18 protein-coding genes are annotated in these 22,339 nt (G+C 66.7%); 11 read left to right on the top strand and 7 right to left on the bottom strand.

Translation table 11 applies throughout. From position 1 onward, the window contains the following. Positions 1 to 138: 138 nt before the first annotated feature. Positions 139 to 1,170, bottom strand: a complete 1,032-nt coding sequence (locus EDF58_RS14385; protein WP_132266807.1) for an alpha/beta hydrolase — start codon at positions 1,168 to 1,170, stop codon at positions 139 to 141. Between the two features lie 138 nt (positions 1,171 to 1,308). Here EDF58_RS14385 and EDF58_RS14380 point away from each other — a divergent pair, with 138 nt between their 5' ends. After that, complete coding sequence (locus EDF58_RS14380; RefSeq protein WP_132266805.1) at positions 1,309 to 1,866, top strand: DUF1993 domain-containing protein; 558 nt, start codon at positions 1,309 to 1,311, stop codon at positions 1,864 to 1,866. Positions 1,867 to 1,890: 24 nt separating this feature from the next. Here EDF58_RS14380 and EDF58_RS14375 read toward each other — a convergent pair whose 3' ends face one another. Then, positions 1,891 to 2,622: a YafY family protein gene (locus EDF58_RS14375; RefSeq protein WP_132266803.1), complete on the bottom strand. Its 732-nt coding sequence runs from the start codon at positions 2,620 to 2,622 to the stop codon at positions 1,891 to 1,893. Between the two features lie 97 nt (positions 2,623 to 2,719). Here EDF58_RS14375 and EDF58_RS14370 point away from each other — a divergent pair, with 97 nt between their 5' ends. Then, on the top strand, positions 2,720 to 3,331 hold the full coding sequence (locus tag EDF58_RS14370; protein WP_132266801.1) for a glutathione S-transferase family protein: 612 nt from the start codon (positions 2,720 to 2,722) through the stop codon (positions 3,329 to 3,331). 229 nt (positions 3,332 to 3,560) lie between these two features. On the opposite strand, the gene EDF58_RS14365 is transcribed toward EDF58_RS14370, so the two are convergent. Next, on the bottom strand, positions 3,561 to 4,181 hold the full coding sequence (locus tag EDF58_RS14365) for a response regulator (RefSeq protein ID WP_132266799.1): 621 nt from the start codon (positions 4,179 to 4,181) through the stop codon (positions 3,561 to 3,563). Continuing rightward, positions 4,178 to 5,752 carry a HAMP domain-containing sensor histidine kinase gene (locus tag EDF58_RS14360; protein WP_132267210.1) on the bottom strand — a complete coding sequence of 525 codons (1,575 nt, stop codon included), beginning with the start codon at positions 5,750 to 5,752 and terminating at the stop codon, positions 4,178 to 4,180. Before EDF58_RS14360 ends, EDF58_RS14365 begins: the two co-directional genes overlap by 4 nt. Before the next feature lie 215 nt (positions 5,753 to 5,967). Here EDF58_RS14360 and EDF58_RS14355 point away from each other — a divergent pair, with 215 nt between their 5' ends. Further along, positions 5,968 to 6,198, top strand: a complete 231-nt coding sequence (locus EDF58_RS14355) for a hypothetical protein (RefSeq protein WP_132266798.1) — start codon at positions 5,968 to 5,970, stop codon at positions 6,196 to 6,198. A 66-nt stretch (positions 6,199 to 6,264) separates the two neighbouring features. Here EDF58_RS14355 and EDF58_RS14350 read toward each other — a convergent pair whose 3' ends face one another. Continuing rightward, positions 6,265 to 8,301, bottom strand: coding sequence for a TonB-dependent siderophore receptor (locus tag EDF58_RS14350; RefSeq protein WP_132266796.1), 2,037 nt, complete (start codon positions 8,299 to 8,301; stop codon positions 6,265 to 6,267). 224 nt (positions 8,302 to 8,525) lie between these two features. After that, positions 8,526 to 9,035 carry a winged helix DNA-binding protein gene (locus tag EDF58_RS14345; RefSeq protein WP_132266794.1) on the bottom strand — a complete coding sequence of 170 codons (510 nt, stop codon included), beginning with the start codon at positions 9,033 to 9,035 and terminating at the stop codon, positions 8,526 to 8,528. A 121-nt stretch (positions 9,036 to 9,156) separates the two neighbouring features. Here EDF58_RS14345 and EDF58_RS14340 point away from each other — a divergent pair, with 121 nt between their 5' ends. The 7 genes from EDF58_RS14340 to EDF58_RS14310 all read left to right on the top strand — a co-directional run bounded on the left by EDF58_RS14340 (position 9,157) and on the right by EDF58_RS14310 (position 18,598). Beyond that, positions 9,157 to 12,780, top strand: coding sequence for a hydantoinase B/oxoprolinase family protein (locus EDF58_RS14340; protein WP_132266792.1), 3,624 nt, complete (start codon positions 9,157 to 9,159; stop codon positions 12,778 to 12,780). 24 nt (positions 12,781 to 12,804) lie between these two features. After that, positions 12,805 to 13,506 (top strand): DUF969 family protein, encoded by a 702-nt coding sequence (locus EDF58_RS14335; RefSeq protein WP_132266790.1) that lies wholly within the window; start codon positions 12,805 to 12,807, stop codon positions 13,504 to 13,506. Beyond that, the gene (locus EDF58_RS14330; RefSeq protein ID WP_132266788.1) at positions 13,503 to 14,456 is read left to right on the top strand and encodes a DUF979 domain-containing protein; all 954 of its coding nucleotides are present in this window, start codon (positions 13,503 to 13,505) and stop codon (positions 14,454 to 14,456) included. Before EDF58_RS14335 ends, EDF58_RS14330 begins: the two co-directional genes overlap by 4 nt. Further along, positions 14,453 to 15,460: a DUF2891 domain-containing protein gene (locus EDF58_RS14325; protein WP_132266786.1), complete on the top strand. Its 1,008-nt coding sequence runs from the start codon at positions 14,453 to 14,455 to the stop codon at positions 15,458 to 15,460. Before EDF58_RS14330 ends, EDF58_RS14325 begins: the two co-directional genes overlap by 4 nt. Before the next feature lie 84 nt (positions 15,461 to 15,544). Beyond that, on the top strand, positions 15,545 to 16,474 hold the full coding sequence (locus EDF58_RS14320; protein WP_132266784.1) for a histone deacetylase: 930 nt from the start codon (positions 15,545 to 15,547) through the stop codon (positions 16,472 to 16,474). Between the two features lie 113 nt (positions 16,475 to 16,587). Then, a complete protein-coding gene (locus EDF58_RS14315; RefSeq protein ID WP_134094381.1) occupies positions 16,588 to 16,842 on the top strand; it encodes a hypothetical protein in 255 nt (84 codons plus the stop codon). Between the two features lie 115 nt (positions 16,843 to 16,957). After that, complete coding sequence (locus EDF58_RS14310) at positions 16,958 to 18,598, top strand: peptidase S10 (protein ID WP_132266780.1); 1,641 nt, start codon at positions 16,958 to 16,960, stop codon at positions 18,596 to 18,598. Between the two features lie 54 nt (positions 18,599 to 18,652). Here the strand turns inward: EDF58_RS14310 and EDF58_RS14305 are convergent, their stop codons facing one another. After that, positions 18,653 to 19,387, bottom strand: a complete 735-nt coding sequence (locus EDF58_RS14305) for a FadR/GntR family transcriptional regulator (protein WP_132266778.1) — start codon at positions 19,385 to 19,387, stop codon at positions 18,653 to 18,655. 185 nt (positions 19,388 to 19,572) lie between these two features. On the opposite strand from EDF58_RS14305, the gene EDF58_RS14300 reads away from it, so the two are divergent. Continuing rightward, positions 19,573 to 22,332 carry a TonB-dependent receptor gene (locus EDF58_RS14300; protein ID WP_132266776.1) on the top strand — a complete coding sequence of 920 codons (2,760 nt, stop codon included), beginning with the start codon at positions 19,573 to 19,575 and terminating at the stop codon, positions 22,330 to 22,332. Positions 22,333 to 22,339 lie beyond the last annotated feature (7 nt).

The raw sequence follows: 22,339 nt of genomic DNA, 5'->3' as shown, positions 1-22,339 counted from the left end.
TTCTCTCCGCCGCACGTGAACGGCGAGGGTTGGTGGACAGGCATTTTGTGTCAATCGACCGGAAGCCAATGATCGGCGGGGCGACGTTTGCTTCCTCTCCAGTCAAGTCATCACGGGATCAGGCGCAAGCAGCGCCCCTTATTCGTTCCAATGCGTTTGAATGAAGCGCCGAATTTCCGCTTCCAGTTCCGCGTCTTCCGGGGTGCCGCCCATGAAGCCGCCATGCGGCATCGCCTCGAAGACGTGAAGTTCGGCCGCCACGCCTGCCTGCCGCAGCGCGCGGTGCATCCTGACGGTGTTCGATAGAAAAAGGTCGCGCGTGCCGGATTGCAGGAATGTTGGCGGGAAGCCCTGCAGGTTCGCGAACAGCGGGGAGAGGCAGGGATCGGCGAGATCGGCGCCGCCTGCATAGAGACGGTTGTTCGAGGGCAGCGGGCGTGGCAGCACCACGTCGAGCATGCGGTTGGTTTCGAAGCTGTCCCCGGATTCGGTCAGGTCCACTTGCGGTGAGAGCAGAACGAGGCTGGCCGGCATCGGCAGGCCTTCCTCCCGCGCCCTGAGCAGCATGGCCGCGGCCAGATTGCCTCCGGCCGAGCGGCCGCAGATGGCGATGCTGCCCGGAGCATGGCGTTGCAGAACGACGCGATAGGCCGCCAGGGAATCGTCCAGCGCGGCCGGATAGGGATGCTCGGGCGGCATCCGGTAATCGACGCCGTAGCAGGCGATGCCATGCTGATCGGCCTGGCGGCACGCGCCGATGCGGCAGGCCTCCCCGCCGCCGACGACGAGGGCGCCGCCGTGGAAGTCGATCAAAGCCCTGCCGTCTTCGGCCGGAACCTCCGGCATCGCGACGTGGATCGTGGCACCGCCCTGTTCCATGGTCGTTGCGGCGGCGCGCAGGCTGCCGGCGAGACCTTGCACGGCGGCGGCGTATTGCGCGTCCGCTGCGGCCTTCATGCGCATCCAGCCCGCGAAATCGTCCGGTTGCGGCATCTCGTAGTGGGCATGGAGGGGAATGCCGTCCTCGCCGACGAGACGAGCCAGCGCCGCCTGCGCCTCTTCGCTGATCGACCGGGGGATCGGGATCGCCCTGGGTCCGAGCTTCACGGCGCCTTTGTCGCCGGTCTTGCTGCGATCCGTGCCGCCGTTGCCCGCTTTGCTATTGTTCATTGTCTCGCCGCATGCTTGTTCGTCCATGACCAAGTGTTCGATATCGCGTCGAAAGGCGGCCGGATGGCGTTCACTATGTCTTGCCGCCAGCGCCCGTGCAAGCCGTGCCGCCTGGCCCCAACGATCGGAAAGACCATCATGACGCTGCCGGATATCCTAGTGCCTACCTACCTCCAGATGCTCGGCGCCTTGTCGGCATGGCTCGGCAAGGCCGAAGCCGGCGATCAGGCCGATGCGCTGATGGCGGCGCGTCTGGCTCCCGACATGTTTCCTCTGTCCACCCAGGTCCGCTTCGCCTGCGTCCAGGCGCAGGAAGGCATGTTCAGGCTGCGCGGGGAGCCTCTTCCGCCCTCGATCGCGGAACTGCTCGACGAAGGACGCAAAGGGGGAGAGCAGCCCGGCTCGATTGCCGAGGCGCGCACCAGGATCGCCGAGACCGTGGCGATCGTGGAGCAGGCGGCGGCCGGCATGCCCGAGGTCGATCCGGCAGCCGCCATAGCTCACGCCCTGCCGCAGGGCATGGTCTTCGATCTGGACGCGGCCCAATATGTCCGCGACTGGGCGCTGCCGCAGTTCTACTTCCACGTCATGACCGCCTACGCCATCCTTCGCGCCCAAGGCGTGGACCTGGGCAAGGCGGACTATGTCGCGCACATGTTCCCTTACCTCCGGCCGGGCACCATGCCCCGGCAATAGGCGCGGACCGGACCTGTCACCGGTTCACGCTTCGGCGGCCGCGCGCTGACGGGCGCGGCTCGCCTCCGCCATGTGCCGTTTCCAGCGCTGGCGCAGGGTGCTGGCCCGGACTCCGTGCCGATCGTCCAGGAACTCCGCCTGGAGCACGCGGTCGGCGCGGAAGTGGCGGAAGTCCTCGCGCATTTCGCACCAGGCGGCCAGCATGCGGGCCTTCTCCATGAAGCCCACGATCACCGGCCAGATAGTGCGCCGGGACGTGCGGCCCTGCTCGTCGCGATAGTCGAGGACGATCTTGCGCCCCTCGTGGATCCAGGTGCGGGTGCGGGCCAGGTCGATGCCGTCAGGCGCCATGGACCGGCCCGGCCACTGCCCGCTGGACGGCGTGCCGATGGAGGGCGTGGCGATGACCGAGCGCAAGCGTTCGGGCGCGACGCAGGTGATCTTGGCGATGAGGTCCCGCGCGGCGCGGGCCAGCACCGGGTCGCCGCGGCCCATCACCCATTGCGCGCCCAGCACGGCAGCCTCGATCTCGTCCGTCGTCAGCATCAGCGGCGGCATGTCGAACGCGTCGTCGAGGATATAGCCGAAGCCGGTCTCGCCGCGGATCGGCACGCGCTGCCCGACGAGGTCGGCGATGTCGCGATAGACGGTGCGCTGCGAGACTTCGAGTTCGCCGGCGATCTCTCCCGCCGTCACCGCCCGCGACGACCGCCTGAGGATCTGGATGATCTGGAAAAGTCGGTCCGCCCGTCGCATCGCATGCCTCCTACTGACAATATGCTGTCAGTAGGGCTTCTCTATCGGGAACTTCGCGGCGTGACCATGCGCCGCGAGAATTCCAGGAGACCTACCGATGCTCACTTTGTTCCATGCGCCGAATTCGCGTTCCTCCCGCATCGTCTGGATGCTGGAGGAATTGGGCGCGTCCTACGAAATCCGGCCAGTGACCATCTTTCGCCCGATGACGGGAGAGGGCACTCCGGACGCATCCAACCCCCATCCCGAGAAGCGCGTGCCGGCGCTGGACCATGACGGTGTCTTTCTGGCAGAATCGCAGGCCATCGCCCTCTACCTCGCGGATGCTTTTCCCGAGCAGGGCCTGGCGCCGAAGCCCGGCGATCCGCGCCGCGGGGAATACCTGACCTGGATGGCCTGGTATGTGGCGGAAATGGAGCCGGCTCTCTTTGCCGGATTTACGGGAGAACTCGAAGGATCGCCAGAGAAGCGGCGCGGCTACGATGCGGTGCTGCGAAAGCTGGCCAGTGCCTTTGCGGCGGGTCCCTACGTCATGGGCGAGCAGTTTACGGCTGCCGACATTCTCATCGGCAGCGCGCTGAACTTCGCCCGCCGGGCGTTCCCCGAAGATGCCGCGATGGACGCCTATGTCGCGCGGTGCCGCCAGCGCCCCGCCGCCCAGCAGGCATTGGCGCGGGACGGTGCCGCCGGTCTGCAGAACGCGGCCTGACCCTACTGACGGCACCATCGCCCCGATGGTGACCTGTGGCAGACCGGACTTCACGATGGACCGGGAGCTTGCGAAAAGGCCGGCGCAGGCTCGGGAGCCTGGCCGGCCAGGGCAGCCTGGTCCATTGTGGAATTCGGACAGGCCTTCGGGTCGCATGGGGAAACTGGCGCGGGGCAAGTGCCGGGTCGATCCGGGAAATTCCCGGTGTTCCGAAATTGGGGTCGGAGACCTAGACCGCTTCCCCGCGGCTGAGAGCGATGAGCTGGGCCAGGCCGTTGGTCCTTGTCTTGGTGACGATGGCCGCGCGGTGATCTTCCACCGTCCGCGCGGAGATCGCCAGGCGCTCGGCGATCTCCTTGTTGGAGTGGCCGCGCACCAGCAGGTCGAACACGTCGCGCTCGCGCCGGGTGAAGGCGGCGGTCATGGCGGCGATGCGCCGCTCCCGCGCGGACCAGCCCAGGCCTTCGGCCACGGCGGCGATCAGGCGCGGTTCGTCGATCGGCTTTTCGAGATAGTCGATCCCGCCGTGGCGGCGCACCGCATCGACGGCATGGGCCGTCGTCGGCCAGGCGGTCATGAACACCAGCGACACGGCCGGATCGCGGGCGCGCAAGGCGTCGGCGAAGGCAAATCCGTCCATCTCGCCCATCTGGATGTCGCTGATGACGCATCCGAATGCGCAATCGGGCAGGATGGCCAGAAGCGCCCGCGGGTCCGTGAAGGCCCGCGCATCCATCCGGTTGCGCGCCAGCAATCGCGCCACGCTGGCGCCGAGATCGGCATCGTCGTCCAGCACGGCCACGAGAGGGGCGACGGGAGAGGCAGCGGGAGAGGCGGCGGGGTCGGTCATGGCAGGGGTCCGGCGACGAGAGGCAGGGACAGAACGAAGCGCGCGGTATCGACGTCGTCCTGCCGGACGAGCGTGCCGCCATGCGCCTCCACGATGGTGCGGGCAATGACGAGACCGATCCCCATGCCCGCCCCCAGGGGCTGAGCGTCGGTTTTCCGTGCGGTCACGAGCGGATTGGTCACTTCGATGCGGACTTCGTCGGCGACGGCCCCGGCGCGCAGCGCGATCGTTTCGCCGGGGCTGGCCGCCACGGCGTTGCGCAGCAGGTTCACAAGCGCCTGCGTCAGTTCGATCTCCTGCGCCTGAACGGCAAGGTCCGGGGCGATGCCGAGACAATCGATCCGGCCGCCGGACGCGCGTAACTCGGCGGCGACGATCTGGCAGGCGGTCTGCAGCAACATCGAAACGGGCAGCAGCGAAGGCTCGTCCACGTCGCGGCCGCCGAAGCGGCGCAGGCGGCGCACGAGGTCGGATAAGTCGCGCGCCTTGCGATCGACCAGCGCCGCGCTCTCGGCGATGTCGGCGTCAAGATGTTCGGTCGCCCGGGCGAGGTGGCCGGCTTCGATGGCCAGGGTGGAGAGCGGCTGGCTGATCTCGTGGATCACCGCCACCGACATCGCTCTCAGGGTCTTGAGTCGCTCGGCCTGGAACAGCAGGCGATTGCGTCTCTCCAGCATGATCCGCGCGGTCTTCTGCGCGTCGGAGAAACTTCCCGCGAGCCAGGTGACCAGCACGACCGCGGCAATGCCCAGATGCAGCTCCAGCCGCGTCGCATCGTCCAACCGGCCGGACGAATAGGGAAGGAAGGCCAGGACTTGCGCCACGATCGCCAGCCAGGCGGCAATGCGGCCGTGGCGCAGGCCGATCCAGGCGCCCGCCAGCAGTCCCGGCGCCGGCTGCGCGCCCAGCCCGGCGCGCCACAGGGCAATCGTCAGCAGCAGGCAGCCCGACAGGACGAGCGCATCCTCCAGTACCGCCCGCCGCGAGGGCGGCCGGGGCAGAGCCTGCCGCGGGCCGCCCGTCAACGCCGCGATCCACAGCAGGGGCGGCGCCAGCACGAGGATGCCGAGCAGGTCTCCCACGGCTAGCCCGGTAAGCGAGATCGCGATGTCCACACCGATGCGGTATCGCCCGGCATCGGCCGGCAGCAGGGCGTCGATGGGCGCCACGAGCAAGGCATTGAGCGCCGGTGCCGCAACCGCGGCCAGCCCCATCATCATCGGCGGCAGCGAAAAGGTGTCGTCCTTGCCCCGCGCAATCCCGCGCGTGCCGGCCAGCGCCAGGCCGTACGTCAGCCCCGGCCGCATCGCGCCGATCACCGCCTGAAGCAGGCCCGGAGCCCCGATGTCGATGACGCCGGCGCTGAAGTCTGCGGCCAGTTCGGCAAGGACCAGCCAGGGCGCGAAGCGGGCGCCCCGGCTCCACAGCACGGCGAAACGCAGACCCGCGGGCGGGTACCATAGCGAGAAGAAGCCCGCACCGCTCCAGGGGCTGGCCGTCCAGTGCAGCAGCGCGAACGCGAGCGCGTAGAGGACCAGCAGGGGCAGATCGCTCGCCCGCAAGTCTATCATTCGCCCCTTTATCCGGCGGTCATGATGGTGTGGGAGCGCGGTCATCGGCGCAAGCTGTGGCAGATCGCAAGGCGCGGATAAACCCGGAGGTTTTACGGTAGCGGGACGATCGCGCCCCGGAGCGGACGAACCGCGGGTTCCTGTTGCCCGGCGCACTTATCGACAAGGCGAGGCGGGGCAAGGCAGCCTTCGGCCGCCTCATCGTTTTCTGAGTCATGACAAATGACACCATCAGCCGCGGTACCCTTCGCGAACTGCTGGATGCTCTGGAAGCGAGCATTCCCGGTTACTGGATCGACGGGCCCTATCCGCCGACATCCCGGGGCGGGGTGAGCAACTGGCAGGCCATGGCCTATCCGAAGGGCGCATCCGAAATGGCCGGCATGCTCGCGGCCAAGCGGCGGATCGACGAGCTGAAGGCGCGCAACCCCATCGTCGTCTGGTAAGCGGGCGCTCCGATCGAACCGTGAGAGGGCCGCGCCGGAACGAACGCGGCCCTCTCTTCAAGGCCGCTACATCCGCATCCCGATCGTGGCGAACAGCGTCCGCGCCTGCCCGGGAACGACGCGCAGGGCATTGCCGGCGGACTGGTCGTAATTGCGGTTGGTCAGGTTTCGCAGCGTCATGCGGGCATAAGCGCTGTGTCCGGAGGCGACTTCGAAGGCGTAGCCCGCGTTGAGGTCGAACGTCGTGTAGCCGTCCAGGAAGAAGGGCACGCTCGTCGATCCGTTCGGGGCCTGGGAAAGCCCGCCATAGCGCCGGGCGACGCGATAGGCGCCGCCGCCGAGCGAAAGCCCGTCCAGCGCGCCGCCGGGCCGGTAGGACAGCGCCAGGCTGCCGGTATGCCGCGCCACGTTCACGACATTGTCCTGGAACGTGCTCTGCGGGTCCTGGGCGTCCGTATAGGCATAGGACAGGATCACGCTCAGGCGGCGCGTGATCTCACCGGCGAGATCGAATTCCACCCCGCGCGAGGTGACTTTGTCGCGGGCTTCGGTGATCGTATTGCCGTCGCCGATATCCACCGTTTCCAGGACGTTGTTCTTCCGGATGTCGTAGACGGCCAGAGTGGTGGTGACGCCGGAAAACAGTTCGGCCTTCAGCCCCACTTCGTAGCTGCGGCTGCGCTCGGGCGGGAAGGGCCCGGAGGCCGGCTGGCTGCCCTCGGCGGGAACCGAGGGGTTCGGCGCGAAGGCGCGCGAATAGCTGGCGTAGACCGACATGTTCGGGCGAGGTTGAAAGACCAGTCCCAGCCGCGGCAGGAAAGTATCGGTCTTCGAACGGTCGCTGACGTTCGAGCCGCTTTGCGTGAAGTCCCGGAAGGTCTCGTAGCGGCCGCCCAGCACCAGCGTCCAGGCATCGTCCAGCATCACCAGGTCCTGAACGTAGAGACCGGCCGTCCTGTAGCGATCGACCGTTGCTGAATTGGGGGTGACAGTCAGCTCCGCAAGGTTCTGGTCCAGCAGGCCGTAGACTGGATCGTATATGTTGAAACCGCCCCGTCGCGGCGAATCCACCTGGAAGCCGCGCAGGCTTTCGTAAGTCTCGTAATCCGCGCCGAACAGCAGCTTGTGGCGCATGCCCAGCATCTGCACATCGCCGTGCAGGTTGAGCGAGAGATAGTCACGGTTGTCGTGAAGGTCGCGGTTGCCGTCGAGACTGCGGATGAGTTCGCCGGTCGCTTCGCCGTCGGCGCCGACCACCAGGCTGCGCGGTCGCACCTGAAGGTCGGAACCCGAAGTGCGCTGGATGGCGTACTTCGCCTCCATTCGCCAGCCCGGCGCGAAAACGTAGCCAAGCAGGACGTTCCCCGAATGAAGCCTCTGCTTCAGCGTGGTGAACGCTTCTCCGAAGTACCGCGTGGCGGGCGTGTCGAGCCGCTTGCCGTTGTAGTATACGCGGCCGCGGTCGAAGGGCTGGGTGCTGTCGGTATATTCGTAAGTGGCCAGGAGGCTGAAGCCATGGCCGCTCCACGAGAGGCTGGGGGCCACGAACGTGCGTTCGATGTCATGTCCGTGCGGGCGCCAGTAGTCGCTGTCCTCGCGCTCGCCGATCAGGCGGAATGCGAAGCCGCCGCCAAGCGGGCCGGTAACGTCGGCCATCTGCCGGCTCTGTCCGCGCGTGCTGGCATTGGCACTGATGTTGTAATGGAAACTGTCGAGCGGTTTCTTGGTCACCACGTTCACCAGGCCGCCGGGCTCGAAACGGCCGTAAAGCAGCGAAGCCGGGCCCTTGAGCACTTCCACCCGCTCGGTCGAGGCATTGAGCGCACGCACCTGCACGCTCAGGTAGCCGTCTCGCAGGACCGAGCCCTGGCCGCTCTCGAAGCCGCGGATCATGAAATTGTCGCCGGTGTTGCCGAACGAATTCGCCTCGGTGATGCCGCTGACGTTGCGCAGCACGTCGGTCAGCGTTTCGGCCGATTGCTCCAGGATCACGGCGTTGGAGATCGCCGTGATCGATTGCGGCGTCTTCAGTACGGGCACGTCGATCTTCATGCCGGTGCTTGCGGTGGAAATGCCGTAGATTCCTTCGGACCGTCCATTCACGACGATCGGGTCGTTTTCTTCGGCAGCCCATGCCGCAGTGGAAAGGACCGGCGCCGCCAGCGCCAGTGACTTCAGAATTGCTAACCTGGAAATGTCGCGCCCCTGTCAAAATGCTGCAGCGCAATAGACTATTTTGCATATGCGAATCAATCGCATTATCAACATTTTCGTTCGGAGACGGATCCCACGGACGCGGATGCAGCGCGTCCGGCTGGTTCAGTCTGTCACAACGTGGCGGCGGCGCGGGCGGCCTGGCTGTAGTCTCCCGAGAGCATGCGCAGCGCTTCGGCCATCTGCGAGAGCGTCTCCTCGCTGAGGGAGGACTTCACGTCGCCGACCAGCACTTTCTCGCGGATTGCGCGATAGGCGTCGCAGAATGCGATGCCGGCAGGGGTCGCTTCGATGACCTTTTCCTTGCCGACCTTGCGCGTCTCCACCAGTCCGGCGCGGGAGAGCTTGCGCACGGCGTAGTTCACCAGATGCGCATCTTCGACATGAAGCACCAGCATGAGGTCCATGAACCGCTTCGGGCGGTCGCGGTGGCGGACCGAGTGGAGCACCAGCACTTCCAGCGGCGCGAGCTGCTGGCCGGCCGCAGCGGCGCAGCGCACGATCCATTTCTGGTAGGCATTGGCTGCCAGCGTCAGGCTGAATTCCAGCTCGGAAAGGGCGGGAGACGCGCCATCTGCCAGATGGGCGGAGGAAATGATCGGACCCGGTTCGATGGCGCTCATGCGGTTTTATGAAATCCCGGCGGAGCGCTTGTCAATGATGCCGGGCCTGCCTGCACCCAGCTTGACAGGCGGGGCCAAGACCCCTCATTGATAATTTATCGATAAAATATCGGAGTGTGCGATGTCGTCGGGTTGGCAGTTCTGGATAGACCGTGGCGGCACGTTCACCGATATCGTCGGCCGCAGGCCGGACGGCACTTTCGTTTCCACCAAGTTGCTCAGCGAAAACCCGCAGCGTTACCGCGACGCCGCCACTGCCGGCATTCGCAGCCTGCTGGGGCTGGAGGCGGACGAGCCTCTCCCCCACGGGCTGGTGGCCGAGGTGAAGATGGGCACCACCGTCGCCACCAATGCCCTGCTGGAACGTCAGGGGGCATCGCTGCTCCTGGTCCTCGACCAAGGGTTCGGCGACTTGCTGGAGATCGGCGACCAGAGCCGTCCCGACCTGTTCGCGCTGGATATCCGGCGACCTTCGCAGCTCTATACGGCTGTCGAGGAAGTGGGTGGGCGCTGCGACGTACATGGCCAGACGATCTCGGAACTGGACGAGGACGCGGCGGCGCGGATGTTCGCCCGCCACCGGGCCGAGGGGATATCGGCCTGCGCCATCGCGCTGGCGCATGGCTGGAAATACCCCGCGGCCGAGCAGCGGCTGGCGGAACTGGCCAGGGAGGCCGGCTTCACGCAAGTCTCCACCAGCCACGGCACCAGCGCGCTGCTGGGCCTGGTGCCGCGCGCGTCGACGGCCGTGGTCGATGCCTATCTCTCGCCCGTATTGAGCGATTACGTGGGCCGCGTGGTGGACCGGCTGGGCGATGTGCCGCTCTATTTCATGCAGTCCAATGGCGGCCTCACCGAGCATGACAAGTTCCACGGCAAGGACGCGATCCTGTCCGGCCCGGCAGGAGGCGTGATCGGCGCGGCCCGGACCGCGCAGGCGGCAGGCTTCGATCGCATCATCGGCTTCGACATGGGCGGCACGTCCACCGACGTGGCGCTTTATGCCGGGGCGCTGGAGCGGGTGGTCGACGCCGAAGTGGCGGGTGCCAAAGTCCGCGTGCCGATGATCGCGATCAATACGGTGGCGGCGGGGGGCGGATCGATCCTGCACTTCGACGGCGCGCGCTACCGCGTCGGGCCGGACAGCGCCGGGGCCGATCCGGGGCCGGCCTGTTATCGGCGTGGCGGCCCGCTGACGGTAACCGATGCCAATGTCATGCTGGGCCGGATCGCGCCCGCGTTCTTCCCGGCGATCTTCGGGCCGGAAGGAACCCTGCCGCTGGACCGCGAGGTGGTGGAACAGGGCTTTGCCGCGCTCGCACAGGAGGTCGCGGCGGCGACGGGGCGGGCTTCCGACCCCCGCGAAGTGGCAGAGAGCTTCGTGCGCGTGGCCGTGGCCGCCATGGCGCGCGCCATCAAGGAAGTCTCCACCGAGCGCGGGCACGACCTTGCCGATTTCACCTTGCAGTGCTTCGGCGGCGCTGGCGGCCAGCATGCCTGCATGGTCGCGCAGGAACTGGGCATCTCCACGGTCTTCATCCATCCCTTCGCGGGCGTCCTGTCGGCCTATGGCATGGGCCTGGCCGACCGCAGCGAAGTGCGCCGCGTGGCCGTGGAGCGCCCGCTCGATGGCGCTGCGGCCGCCGCGGCAAGCGCGGATGCGCGGCAGATCGCGGCGGAGCTGGCCCGCTCGATCGTGCAGTCCGGCGATGAAGCGCTGCTGCGGACCGAGGCCCGCGTGCATTTGCGCTACGAAGGCACGGATACCGGCATTGCCGTTGCGCTGGACGATGACGCCGCCATGACCCTGGCCTTCGATGCGGCGCATGTCGCGCGTTTCGGGTTCTCCACGCCGGGTCGCGGGCTGGTGATCGACAGTATCGAGGTGGAAGTGATCCTGCCGGGCGAACCGGCGGCGATGCCGCAACTGGCGCGGCGGCCGGAAGGCGCGCTGCCGCCGGTGCTCACGCGCATGCCGCTCTGGGCGAACGGCGCGGAGGCGCTGGCCGACGTTCATGACCGCGCGGCTTTGCTGGCGGGGGACCGCATCGTCGGCCCGGCGCTCGTTCGCGAGCCGCTGGCCACCACGGTGGTCGAACCCGGCTGGACGGCAACGACCGACGACTGGGGCAACCTCGTCCTGCGGCAGGAAGGCGCATCGGCAGACCGCAAACGCCGCGACGATGGCGGCGTGGCCGATCCGATGATGCTCGAACTGTTCAACAACATGTTCATGGCGGTTGCCGAGCAGATGGGCGCGGTGCTGCGGCACACCTCCACCAGCGTCAATATCAAGGAGCGGCTCGATTTCTCCTGCGCGCTCTTCGACGCGGGCGGCCAGCTGATCGCCAATGCCCCGCATGTGCCGGTCCATCTCGGCGCGATGGGTGAGAGCGTGCGTGCGGTGCTGGCCGCGCGGGGCGACAGTCTCCAGCCCGGGGACATGGTCGCGCTCAACGATCCCTACCGCGGCGGCACTCACTTGCCCGATGTCACCCTGGTGGCGCCGGTCTTCGACGAGGCGGGCGAGCATATCCGCTTCTTCGTGGCCAACCGCGGCCATCATGCCGACATCGGGGGCATCGCGCCGGGTTCCACGCCTGCGGATTCGACCAGCCTGGAGGAGGAAGGCGTCGTCATCGACGATTTCCTCCTGCTCGAAGGGGGTGCATTCCGCGAGGCGGCCCTGCGCGAACTGCTGTCCTCTGCCCGCTATCCGGCGCGCAATCCCGACATGAACGTCGCCGATCTCAAGGCCCAGGTAGCGGCCAACGAGACCGGCATCCGCGAGATCCTGGGCCTGATGGGCCGCTATGGCTGGCCGACGGTCTCGACATATGTCGGCCACATGATGGCCAATGCCGAAGAGAGCCTGCGCCGGGTGATCGACCGCATCGGCGACGGTGTATTCGATTACCGCATGGACGACGGCGCCCGCCTGCGGGTGAGCGTGACGGTGGACCGCGCGCGCCGCAGCGCCACGATCGACTTCACCGGCACCGATGCACAGCGGCCGGGCAACTTCAACGCCCCGCCTGCCGTCACGCGCGCTTCGGTGCTCTATGCTTTCCGCTGCCTCGTCGATGCCGACCTGCCGCTCAACGAAGGGTGCCTCGTGCCGCTCGACATCGTCGTGCCGGAGGGAACCTTCCTCTCGCCCCATCCCGGCGCGGCGGTGGTGGCCGGCAATACCGAGGTGAGCCAGGCGGTCTGCAATGCCCTGCTCGGCGCGCTCGGCGCCACGGCCAGCGCGCAGGCGACGATGAACAACTTCCTGTTCGGCAACGAGCGGGTGCAGTACTACGAGACGATATGCGGAGGCGCCGGGGCCAGTCCGCGCGCGCACGGGGCTTCCGCCGTTCACACCCACATGACCAACACGCGCATCACCGACCCCGAAGTGCTGGAAATGCGCTACCCGGTGCGGCTCGAAACGTTCGCGATCCGCAAGGGATCGGGCGGAGAGGGACGGCATCGCGGCGGTGACGGCGTGGTGCGCAGGATCATGGCGCTGGAGTCGCTGACCGCCACCATCGTTTCGTCGCGGCGCAGCGAAGGGCCGTTCGGTCTCGACGGCGGCGCGGCGGGGCAGCCGGGCCGGCAATGGGTGGAGCGCCGGGACGGATCGCGGAGCGATCTGGCCGGCACGGCGGAAACGCCGCTGGCACCCGGCGACGCCATCGTCATAGAAACGCCGGGCGGCGGCGGCTTCGGGGCGCCGGCCGATTCCGACGCCGCGGTCTGAACCGCTTCGAGGGGAAAGCATGACATGCTGGTTCTGTTAGCCGTCGTCGTCCTGGTCGCCGGGCTCGTCGTCCGGGTCAATCCGCTGGCCGTGGTGCTGGCTTCGGCCGCTACGGCGGGGCTGGCGGCGGGCCTGCCGTTCCTCGACCTGCTCGCCCGGTTCGGCGCCGCCTTCAATGCCAACAAGTTCGTCACGGCGGTCTTCCTGGTGATCCCCACCATCGGGCTGCTGGAACGCCACGGGCTGCAGGAGCGCGCGAAACAGCTCATGCGCGGTTTGCGCGGCATCACGCTGGGCCGCCTGCTGCTGGCTTACCTGCTCGCCCGCCAGCTGACTTCCGCCGTGGGCCTGACGCAACTTGGCGGACAAGTGACGATGGTGCGCCCCATGCTGGCGCCGATGGCGGAAGCGGCGGCCGAGAAGGACGGATCCGGGCACGACAGCGACCGCGCGAAAGCGCTCGCGGCGGCGACGGACAATATCGGCCTGTTCTTCGGGGAGGACATCTTCCTCGCGATCGGCTCCATCCTGCTGATGAAAGGCGTGATGGAAGGCTATGGCATGAAGGCCGAGCCCTTCGCGCTTTCGATGTGGGCCGTGCCGACGGCGATCGCGGCCTTGCTGATCCATGGCACGCGGGTGATGCTGCTGGATCGCCGGAAGCGCCCAGGTGCGGATGCTGCTGCCGCGGCTGCCGAGAATTCATCGACGGATTCAGCAGCGTGATCGGCCTCGAACTCGTCTATGCGCTGGCGGGCGCGATGTTCCTTGGCTTCGCGCTGGTCACGGCGTGGCACCGCCGGGACCGCAAGGGCCGCGCCACGGCGCTTCTCTGGGGGCTGATCGCGCTGAGCTTCCTGCTGGGCGACTATATCGGCGACATGGCTAACGGCCTGCTCGCCATCGTCATCGTCGTCGTCGCGGCTTCGGGACGTACCGGAGCCGCGCCGCCCGAGAGTGACGGCACCGCGAGCGCAACCGCGCTGGAAGCCTCTGCCCGGCGCTATGGCAACCGCCTGTTCCTGCCCGCCCTGGCCATCCCGGCCATAGCGCTGGGAGGAACGGTGCTGTTCAAGTCGGTGCCCGGGATCGTCAAGGCTTCCGACGCCACGCTGGTCTCGCTGGCGCTGGGGGCGGTGGTCTCGACCGTGATCTGCATGGTCTGGTTCCGGACGAAGGCGCAGGCGCCGCTGCGCGAAGGCGTGCGGCTGGCCGATGGGCTGGGCTGGGCGATCCTGATGCCTCAGCTCCTCGCCAGCCTTGGCATCATCTACGCCGCGGCGGGAATGGGTTCGGCGGTAGGGCACCTGCTGGACTATGTCGACACCGGCGGCAGCCTGCTGGCGCAAGTGGCGCTCTATTGCACGGGCATGGCGCTGCTCACCGTGCTGATGGGCAATGCCCTGGCCGCGTTTCCGGTCATGTTCGCGGCGATGGGCGCGCCTCTGCTGGTCAACGTGCAGCACGGCGACCCGGCAGCCGTGGCCGCAATCGGCATGCTGGCCGGGTTCTGCGGCACGCTGCTCACGCCTATGGCGGCGAATTTCAACCTGGTGCCGGCGGCCCTGCTGAACTTGCGCGACACTTACGGCGTCATTCGCGCGCAGGCGCCCACCGCCCTGGCCATGCTGGTGGCCAATATATTCCTTCTCTACTTCCTGGGGTTCTCGCGATGACCACGATCCTGACGGCGGAACACGCCTCGCGCTTTGCGCAGCTCACCCTTGGCCACCTCGGCCGCGAATATCCCAACAAGCTCGACCATGTGCTCGCCGGGCCGGAGGACGCGCAGACGCCTTCCGCGATGCATCCCGTGTTCTACGGCAGTTTCGACTGGCACAGCTGCGTCCATGGCTGGTGGCAGGTGATGCGGCTGCTGCGCCAGTTCCCCCAGATCCCGGAAGCGCCGGCCATTCGCGCGCATGCGGATGCGATGCTGGTGCCCGGGAAGATTGCCGGCGAGATCGCCTATCTGGCCCGCCCCCTGTCGCAGGGCTTCGAGCGGCCTTACGGTTGGGGATGGCTGCTGGCGCTCCATCACGAACTCTCGTTGCATGAGGATGGCGCCTGGGCGGAGGCTCTGGCGCCGCTGGCGGATATCTTCGCGCAGCGTTTCGCGGACTACCTGCCGAAGCTCACTTACCCGATCCGCCACGGCATCCACAGCAATTCGGCCTTCGCGCTTGTCCTGGCCCACGAATGGGCGGCATCGCGGCGCGCCGACCTTGCCGGTCTGATCGAGAGCCGGCTGCAGGACTGGTTTGCGGAGGACCGCGCGGCCCAGGCCTGGGAGCCGTCGGGCGACGAGTTCCTCTCGCCGACACTGACCGAGGCCCTGGCCATGAGCCGCGTCCTGCCCCCGGCCGCCTTCGCGCTCTGGTTCGATGCTTTCCTCCCGGACATTGCCGAGGGGCAGCCCCGGACTCTCACGGTTCCGGCTTTCGTTTCGGACCGCACCGACGGCAAGATCGCGCATCTCGACGGGCTGAACCTCAGCCGGGCCTGGTGCTGGCGGCAGATCGCGGCGCGGCTGCCGGAAGGCCATTTCGTCCGCCGCGAAGGCGCCGCGATAGCCGAACGGCATCTGCAGGCCGCGCTGCCTCATGTCGCGGGCGACTATATGGGCGAGCACTGGCTGGCGACGTTTGCCCTGCTGGCAATCGGCAGCCCGGGGCTCTAGCGCCGGGCGATCGGCAAGCGGGCCCGCGCCGGCTCTGGTGCGCGGGCTCGACGGCCACTGCCGGGACCGCTAGTCTGCCGGGCGATGCTGCATGTCGTCCACCATCCCGCATATGTGGTCCCGACAAGGGCGGCCGGGACATTTCTTCACGACAAGTATGCGCTGGTGATGCACGCGCTTCGCGCCAGCCATGCGCCCATGACCGAGCACCTGCCGGAAGAGATGCCCCGCCGCTGGCTCGAAGCCGTCCATGACCCGGACTATGTCGAGGAAGTTCTCAGCTGCACCGTTCCGGCCGCCAAGGTGCGCAGGATCGGGTTTGCGGTGGACGCGGGCATTTCCCGGAGATCGCAGCTTTCCGTCGGCGGCACCTGGCTCGCGGCGAAGCTCGCCTTGCGGCACGGCTATGCGGCCAACAGCGCGGGCGGCAGTCATCACGCGCTGGCGGATACCGGGGCGGGCTACTGCGTGTTCAACGATCTGGCCGTGGCCGCGAACCGGCTGATCGAGGAGGGCGATGCCGCCCGTATCCTGATCCTGGACCTCGACGTGCACCAGGGAGACGGCACCGCGGCGCTGACTGCCGGTCGCGGCGACATATTCACCTTGTCCCTCCATGCGGAGAAGAATTTCCCCACCCGCAAGGCGCGCTCCTCCCTGGATATCGCGCTGCCCGACGGGATGGGCGATGCCGACTACATGGACATCCTCGGCCGCACGCTGCCGGGTGTGCTCGATGAATTCATGCCGGACCTGATCCTCATGCAGGCCGGTGTCGACGCTCATGGCGAGGATCGACTGGGCCGACTGGCGCTGTCCGATGACGGCCTGCTCGCGCGGGACCGGATGGTCGCGCGCGAAGCGCGGCGGCGGGGCCTCCCCTTGGCGAGCACTCTGGGCGGCGGCTACGGCGCGGACCGCGCCGCCGTGGCGGGCAGGCACGCCCGCACCGTTCTGGCCTTGGGCGCGGGCCTGCACAATGCGGCAGGCGAGGCGGCCGGTCATGGTGCCTGAGATATCGCGGCTTCGGGAACAGGCCGATTTTTCGAAGCGGGGCCTGCGGGAGGTTGCACGGGCGATCCCGCCATGCAACCAAGCGTCTCTGTCACTTTTGAAGGACTTGCATGATGCCGACGATGCAGGACAAGCGCCACGATTTTCTCTGGCTGGTCCAGCTCTGGATGCAGCGGGAAAGAGACGTCGCCGGCTGGACCGCGGCTTGCGGTGACGCGGTGGCGGCGAGCTACCGCATCCCCGCCGACATGACGGCGCGGGACGCCGCTCACGATTTCATGGCCTTCAACAGCGAAGCCTTTCGCGGCGAGGCGGAGAACAAGTGCCCAGACTGGATGAACGCACTCCAGGATCCGCATTACGAATGATCCCCTCGCACCGGACGGACTGCGGCGCACCGGCCATTCGGAAACGGGGCGGGCGTGTCATCGAAAATGGTATCGCGGCCTGACGATGCGGCCGCATTTTCCCGAAAGACGCTGGATGAAGTATTCTTTGGCCGCCCTGCCGCTTGCCTCGCTCCTGGCCGCGTCTGCCGCGTTTGCCGCACCTGCGGCCAGCGCGCCGGACGTGCCTGCGGGCGATGCCGAAAACCCCGCGCTGTTCCAGCCCGAAGCGGTGCAGTCCACGGGCGCGGTTTCGATCGCGGGTTCACGCGTGGCCTACCACGCCGTGGCGGGCACGCTGGTCGTTCATGCCAAGGGATGGGAAGACACCGACGCCCTCGATGCCCGTTCGTCCGAAGACGAGGACGACAAGAAGGGCGGCAAGGCCGAAGCCTCGATGTTCTACACCGCCTATTTCAAGGACGGCGTGCGAACGCCCGGACGCCCGATCACTTTCCTTTTCAACGGCGGTCCCGGATCGTCGAGCGTCTGGCTCCACATGGGCGCCTTCGGTCCGGTGCGGGTGGAAACCGCCGACAGCGCCCATACCGGGCCGGCGCCGTACAATACCGTCAATAATGACGCGAGCCTGCTCGACGCCAGCGACCTCGTGTTCATCGATGCACCCGGCACCGGCTTCAGCCGCATCGCGGGGAAGGACAAGGTCAAGGCCTTTTACGGCGTGGACCAGGACATCGACGCCTTTTCGCAATTCGTGGAGCAATTCCTCTCGAAATACGGTCGCTGGAATTCGCCCAAGTACCTGTTCGGCGAAAGCTACGGCACGATGCGGGCGGCCGGCATGACCCTGGCGCTGCAGGCGCGTTCGATCGACCTGAACGGCGTGATCCTGCTGTCGGACATCCTGAACTGGGACCTGATGCCCGACGATCCGCAGTCCAATCCCTCGGTCGATCTGCCCTATATCGTCGCCTTGCCGACTTACGCGGCGACGGCATGGTATCATCGCAAGCTGGCTGACCGGCCGGACGATCTCAAGGCGTTTCTGGCGCAAGTGGAGGCCTTCGCCACCGGGGAATATGCCCAGGCGCTGATGAAGGGCAATGCGCTGACCGACGCCGAGCGGCGGCAAATCGCGGAACGACTGGCGGCCTATACGGGCCTATCGGCCGACTATCTCCTGAAGACCAATCTCAGGATCGAATATGGCGCTTTCCAGAAAGAACTGCTGTCGGACCAGGGACTGACAACCGGCACTCTGGACACGCGCTTCGCCGGGGCGACGCTCGATCCGCTCAGCAAGGTGGCGGACTACGACCCGCAGAGCGCGGCACTCGAAGGCGCCTACGTTGCCGCCTTCAACCAATATGCGCGCGGCACCCTGCATTACGCGGCGGGCGAGGGCGGCGAGAAGCAGTTCAAGCCCGGCATCGGCATCTATGGCAGCTGGGACTATCGGCACAAGCCGCCCGCCGCCGGGAAGCCGTTGATCGCGCTGCCCAATGTGCTGCCGGACCTGGCCATCGCGATGAAGCAGAATCCGACGATGAAGGTCATGGTCAACGGTGGCTATTACGACGTTTCGACGCCTTATTTCGAAGGCGTGTTCGAGATGCGGCACTTGCCGGTGCCTCCCGCCCTGCAGGCGAATATCGAGTATCGGTATTACGAGTCTGGCCACATGGTCTACGCGCACCTGCCGTCACTTCACGCCCTTCACGACAACGTGGCCGCCTTCATCCGCAAGACGTCAAGCGGCAGCGGAACGGGTCGCTGACGGAACTGTAGCAAGCGCCGAATCTCGTATGAAAAATAAACGAGGTCCTGGCCGCTAAGCGCCCGACATTCCCGCATCGCGCGAGGCATTGCCGATGAGGGCGAGCATCTTGAGCCGCGCGTCTTCGGGGTCCCCGCGCAGGATGGCGTCGAACACGGCATCGTGATCGGGCATGGGATCGCGCGATTCCTTGCGTTCGTCGCGGGCGAAGCGAGTGGTCCAGGCGACCACGGCGGTCACCGAAGTGGCCAGATTGATGAGCGCCTCGTTGCGGGTGGCCATCAGGATCAGGTTGTGAAAGCTCTGGTCTGCCGCACGGCCTTCCGAGGTTTGTAGCCCGAAACGGCGCATTTCCTCTAGCGCGTGACCCATGCGCGAGATGTCCTGTCCGTCGCGGCGCATGGCCGCGAACTGGGCTGCGGCGGGTTCGACCACGGTGCGCAGTTCGAAGATGTCCCGCAGGAATTCCGGCGTCGGCCCGGCCTCGAACATCCAGGCCAGAACATCGAGGTCTAGGATGTTCCAGCGCAGACGCTCGTTGATGCGGGTGCCGCTCTTGGTGCGGCTATAGACCAGGCCCTTGGCGGAAAGAACACGCACGGCTTCCCGGTAGGCGGTGCGCGAAACGCCCTGTTCCGCGCTGTAGCGCTCTTCCCCCGGAAGCATTTCGCCGGGCTGGTAGCGGCCTCCGACGATCGCGATCGCCAGGTCGTGTGCGATCCGATCATGGATCGCCCGTGTCGGCTGCGTCGCGTGCCGCGACAGGGGATGGTCGTCTTCAACGCTCATCCACCCCTCGTCTGCGGTCCTCGCGCTGACGTCAAGCCCGGAGCGACGTTGTCGCGCACATCTAGTATGAGAAAAAAATACCAATTTTCGGTTTGAGGCGGCGATATGCCGGAATCAGGCTTGTCATGCCGAGAATGATCGGCAATCTAGTATGAGAAATAAAAGACAGACTCGGAGGGGATATCATGAAAACTGGATTTGGTCTGGGCAGCGCATCCGCGATCGCCATCCTTTTCACGCTATCAGGCACCGCCCACGCCGCTCAGGACGCCGCACAGGTTTCCGGGCCAGACTCTGCGCAGGATGCCGCTCAGGCCGTGGCAGCCGAGCGCGGGGGCGAGGCGCCGGACCCGGGCGTTTCCAGCCAGGACATCATCGTCACCGGCATGCGGGCCAGCCTCTCTTCCGCGCAGAACATCAAGCGCAACGCCCAGCAACTGGTGGACTCGGTCGTGGCCGAGGACATCGGCAAGCTGCCGGACAACAATGTCGTGGAAGCGCTCCAGCGTGTGCCCGGCGTCCAGGTCGCTCCGCGCGCCCGCGGGGAATCCGCCACCGTGCTGATCCGCGGGCTGCCCGACGTGGTGACGCTCATCAACGGGCGCAACATCTTCACCACCACCGGCCGCTCGCTCTCGCTTGCAGACGTTCCGGCGGATCTGGTGGCCGGCGTCGACGTCTACAAGTCCCGTTCCGCGGAGCAGCTCGAAGGCGGCATCGCCGGTCTCATCGACGTGCGGACCAGGCGGCCGTTCGACTTCAAGGGTTTCCAGCTCGCGCTGGCCGGCCGTGAGGTCTACAGCGAGCAGGCCGACAAGATCGACCCTTATGCCAGCGCATTGCTGACCGATCGCTGGTCCACCGGCATCGGCGAGATCGGCGCGCTGGTGAGCGTTTCATTCCACCAGACCCGCTACCGCGACGAGACGATCTTCGGCGGCGGCTATTTCGGCTACAATCTCGATAACAGCCGCGCGCCTTACACGCCCGGCGTACCGCTCGACCCGCGCGGTACGGGCGCCGCCGACCCCCGGGTGTTCCGCACCGATGTCATCGGCGCCTTCGACCGGATCGGCACGCGCAAGCGGCCCGCCGTGAACGTCGCGCTGCAATGGGCGCCGGACGACCGGCTGACCGTCCATGCCGACGGCCTGTTCTACGGCTACCGCGAAAAGGGCAACGGCAACCAGAACTTCACCTCGATGAACGGCACGCTGCTCTCGCCGCTCCAGTTCGTGGACGACACCAAGCTGGTGCAGTCGCTGAGCATCGCCGGCGGGCGCGTGGCGCAGTTCGGGCAAGCCTACCAGAACACCGCGGACCGCTACCAGGGCGCGCTCGGGGCGGATTGGAAGAGCGGCGACTGGGAGGCATCGAGCGAGTTTTCCTATACGCGCTCCAAGGCCACCGACATCGCCAACAACCTCGATGTCGATTTCATCGCCGCGCGCACGGATGCGGTGTTCAACAATGGTTCGGGAACGCCGACTTTCGTGCTCCCCGCCGACGATATCGCCGATCCGTCACGCTATTATCTCTCACGCCTCTCGACGACGCGCACCGTGGGTGACGGCAAGGAACTGGCGTGGCGCGCGGACGTCTCCTACCGCTCGCCATTCCTGATCTTTTCCGGGATCGACGCCGGCGCCCGCATCAGCAAACGGGATGCGAGGTCGGACTCCTTCGTGCAGACCGTCAACTGCTCCGCCACCGGCGCGGTCAAGTGCTACTCCATCAAGGCGGACGATCTGCCCGGCTTGATGACGCTGACTCCCGGCGGGTTCTACAAGGGCACGCGGCCCTATGCGCGGCAATGGGCGACGCCTTCCACCAGCTACCTGCTCGATCGGATCGGCGACTTGCGCCAGACCTTCGGCTTGGCCGCCGCCGATCCGGCTTTCCAGGATACGCAGCACTTCGACATCACCGAGAAGAACTATGCCGGCTATCTGCAGGCCAATATCGAGGCGGGGCGGCTGGACGGTCAGATCGGCTTGCGGGTTATCCGAACCGACATCACGTCGAACGCCTTCCTGGTCCTGCGCGGGGCGACCTCGCCCGTCACGATCCGTAACGAGAGCACCGACGTCCTGCCCAGCCTGGCGCTGCGCTACAAGCTGAAGGACAATCTGTTCCTGCGCTTCGCCGCCAGCAAGACGATCACCCGGCCCAGCTTCGCCCAGCTCAACCCAGCAGTGACGCTGACGCCGCCCGTCCCGGGACAGCAGCCTTTCGGACGCGGCAGCAGCGGCAATGCCGACCTGAAGCCGATCCGCTCGGACAATTACGACTTGTCGCTGGAATGGTACATCGATCGGTCCAGCTCGATCACCGCCACCCTGTTCCGCCGCGACGTGACGGGCTTCATCCAGTCCGTCACCAGCAATTTCGATATCGACTACCTCGGGGCCGACAACGGCGTCTACCAGATCACCCGGCCGGAAAACTCGGGTTCGGGCAAGATCCAGGGGATCGAGGGCGGTGTGACCCTGTTCCCCAAGGGGCTGCCCACCTGGCTCGACGGCATCGGCGTGAGCGCGAACGGCACGTATATCGACGGCAAGAACAAGGCGCTTTCTCCCTTGCCGGGCGTCACCGGTTACATGGACATCCCGTTCCAGAACGTCTCCAAGTATTCCGCCAGCGCGACTCTGATCTATGAGAAGGGCGGTTTCTCGGGCCGGGCATCCTATGTCTGGCGCGACAAGTACAACGCCGGACTGCACTTCACCGGCATCAATCCGAATTTCATCACCAATGGACAGATCAGCAACCTTGACCTGTCATTCTCCTATGAGATCAATCCGGACTTCACGGTCGTGCTGGACGCGACCAATGTGTTGAAGAACCTTTACAAGACCTCTTTCAACGACCCGGCGCTCTTCCCGCGCGATACGGTCCTTTACACCCGCACCATCGCGCTCGGTTTCCGGGCCAAGATGTGAGGACTTT

The sequence above is a fragment of the Novosphingobium sp. PhB57 genome, assembly GCF_004342985.1.
GTDB lineage: Bacteria > Pseudomonadota > Alphaproteobacteria > Sphingomonadales > Sphingomonadaceae > Novosphingobium.
This window is presented reverse-complemented; position numbering and strand designations above follow the sequence as displayed.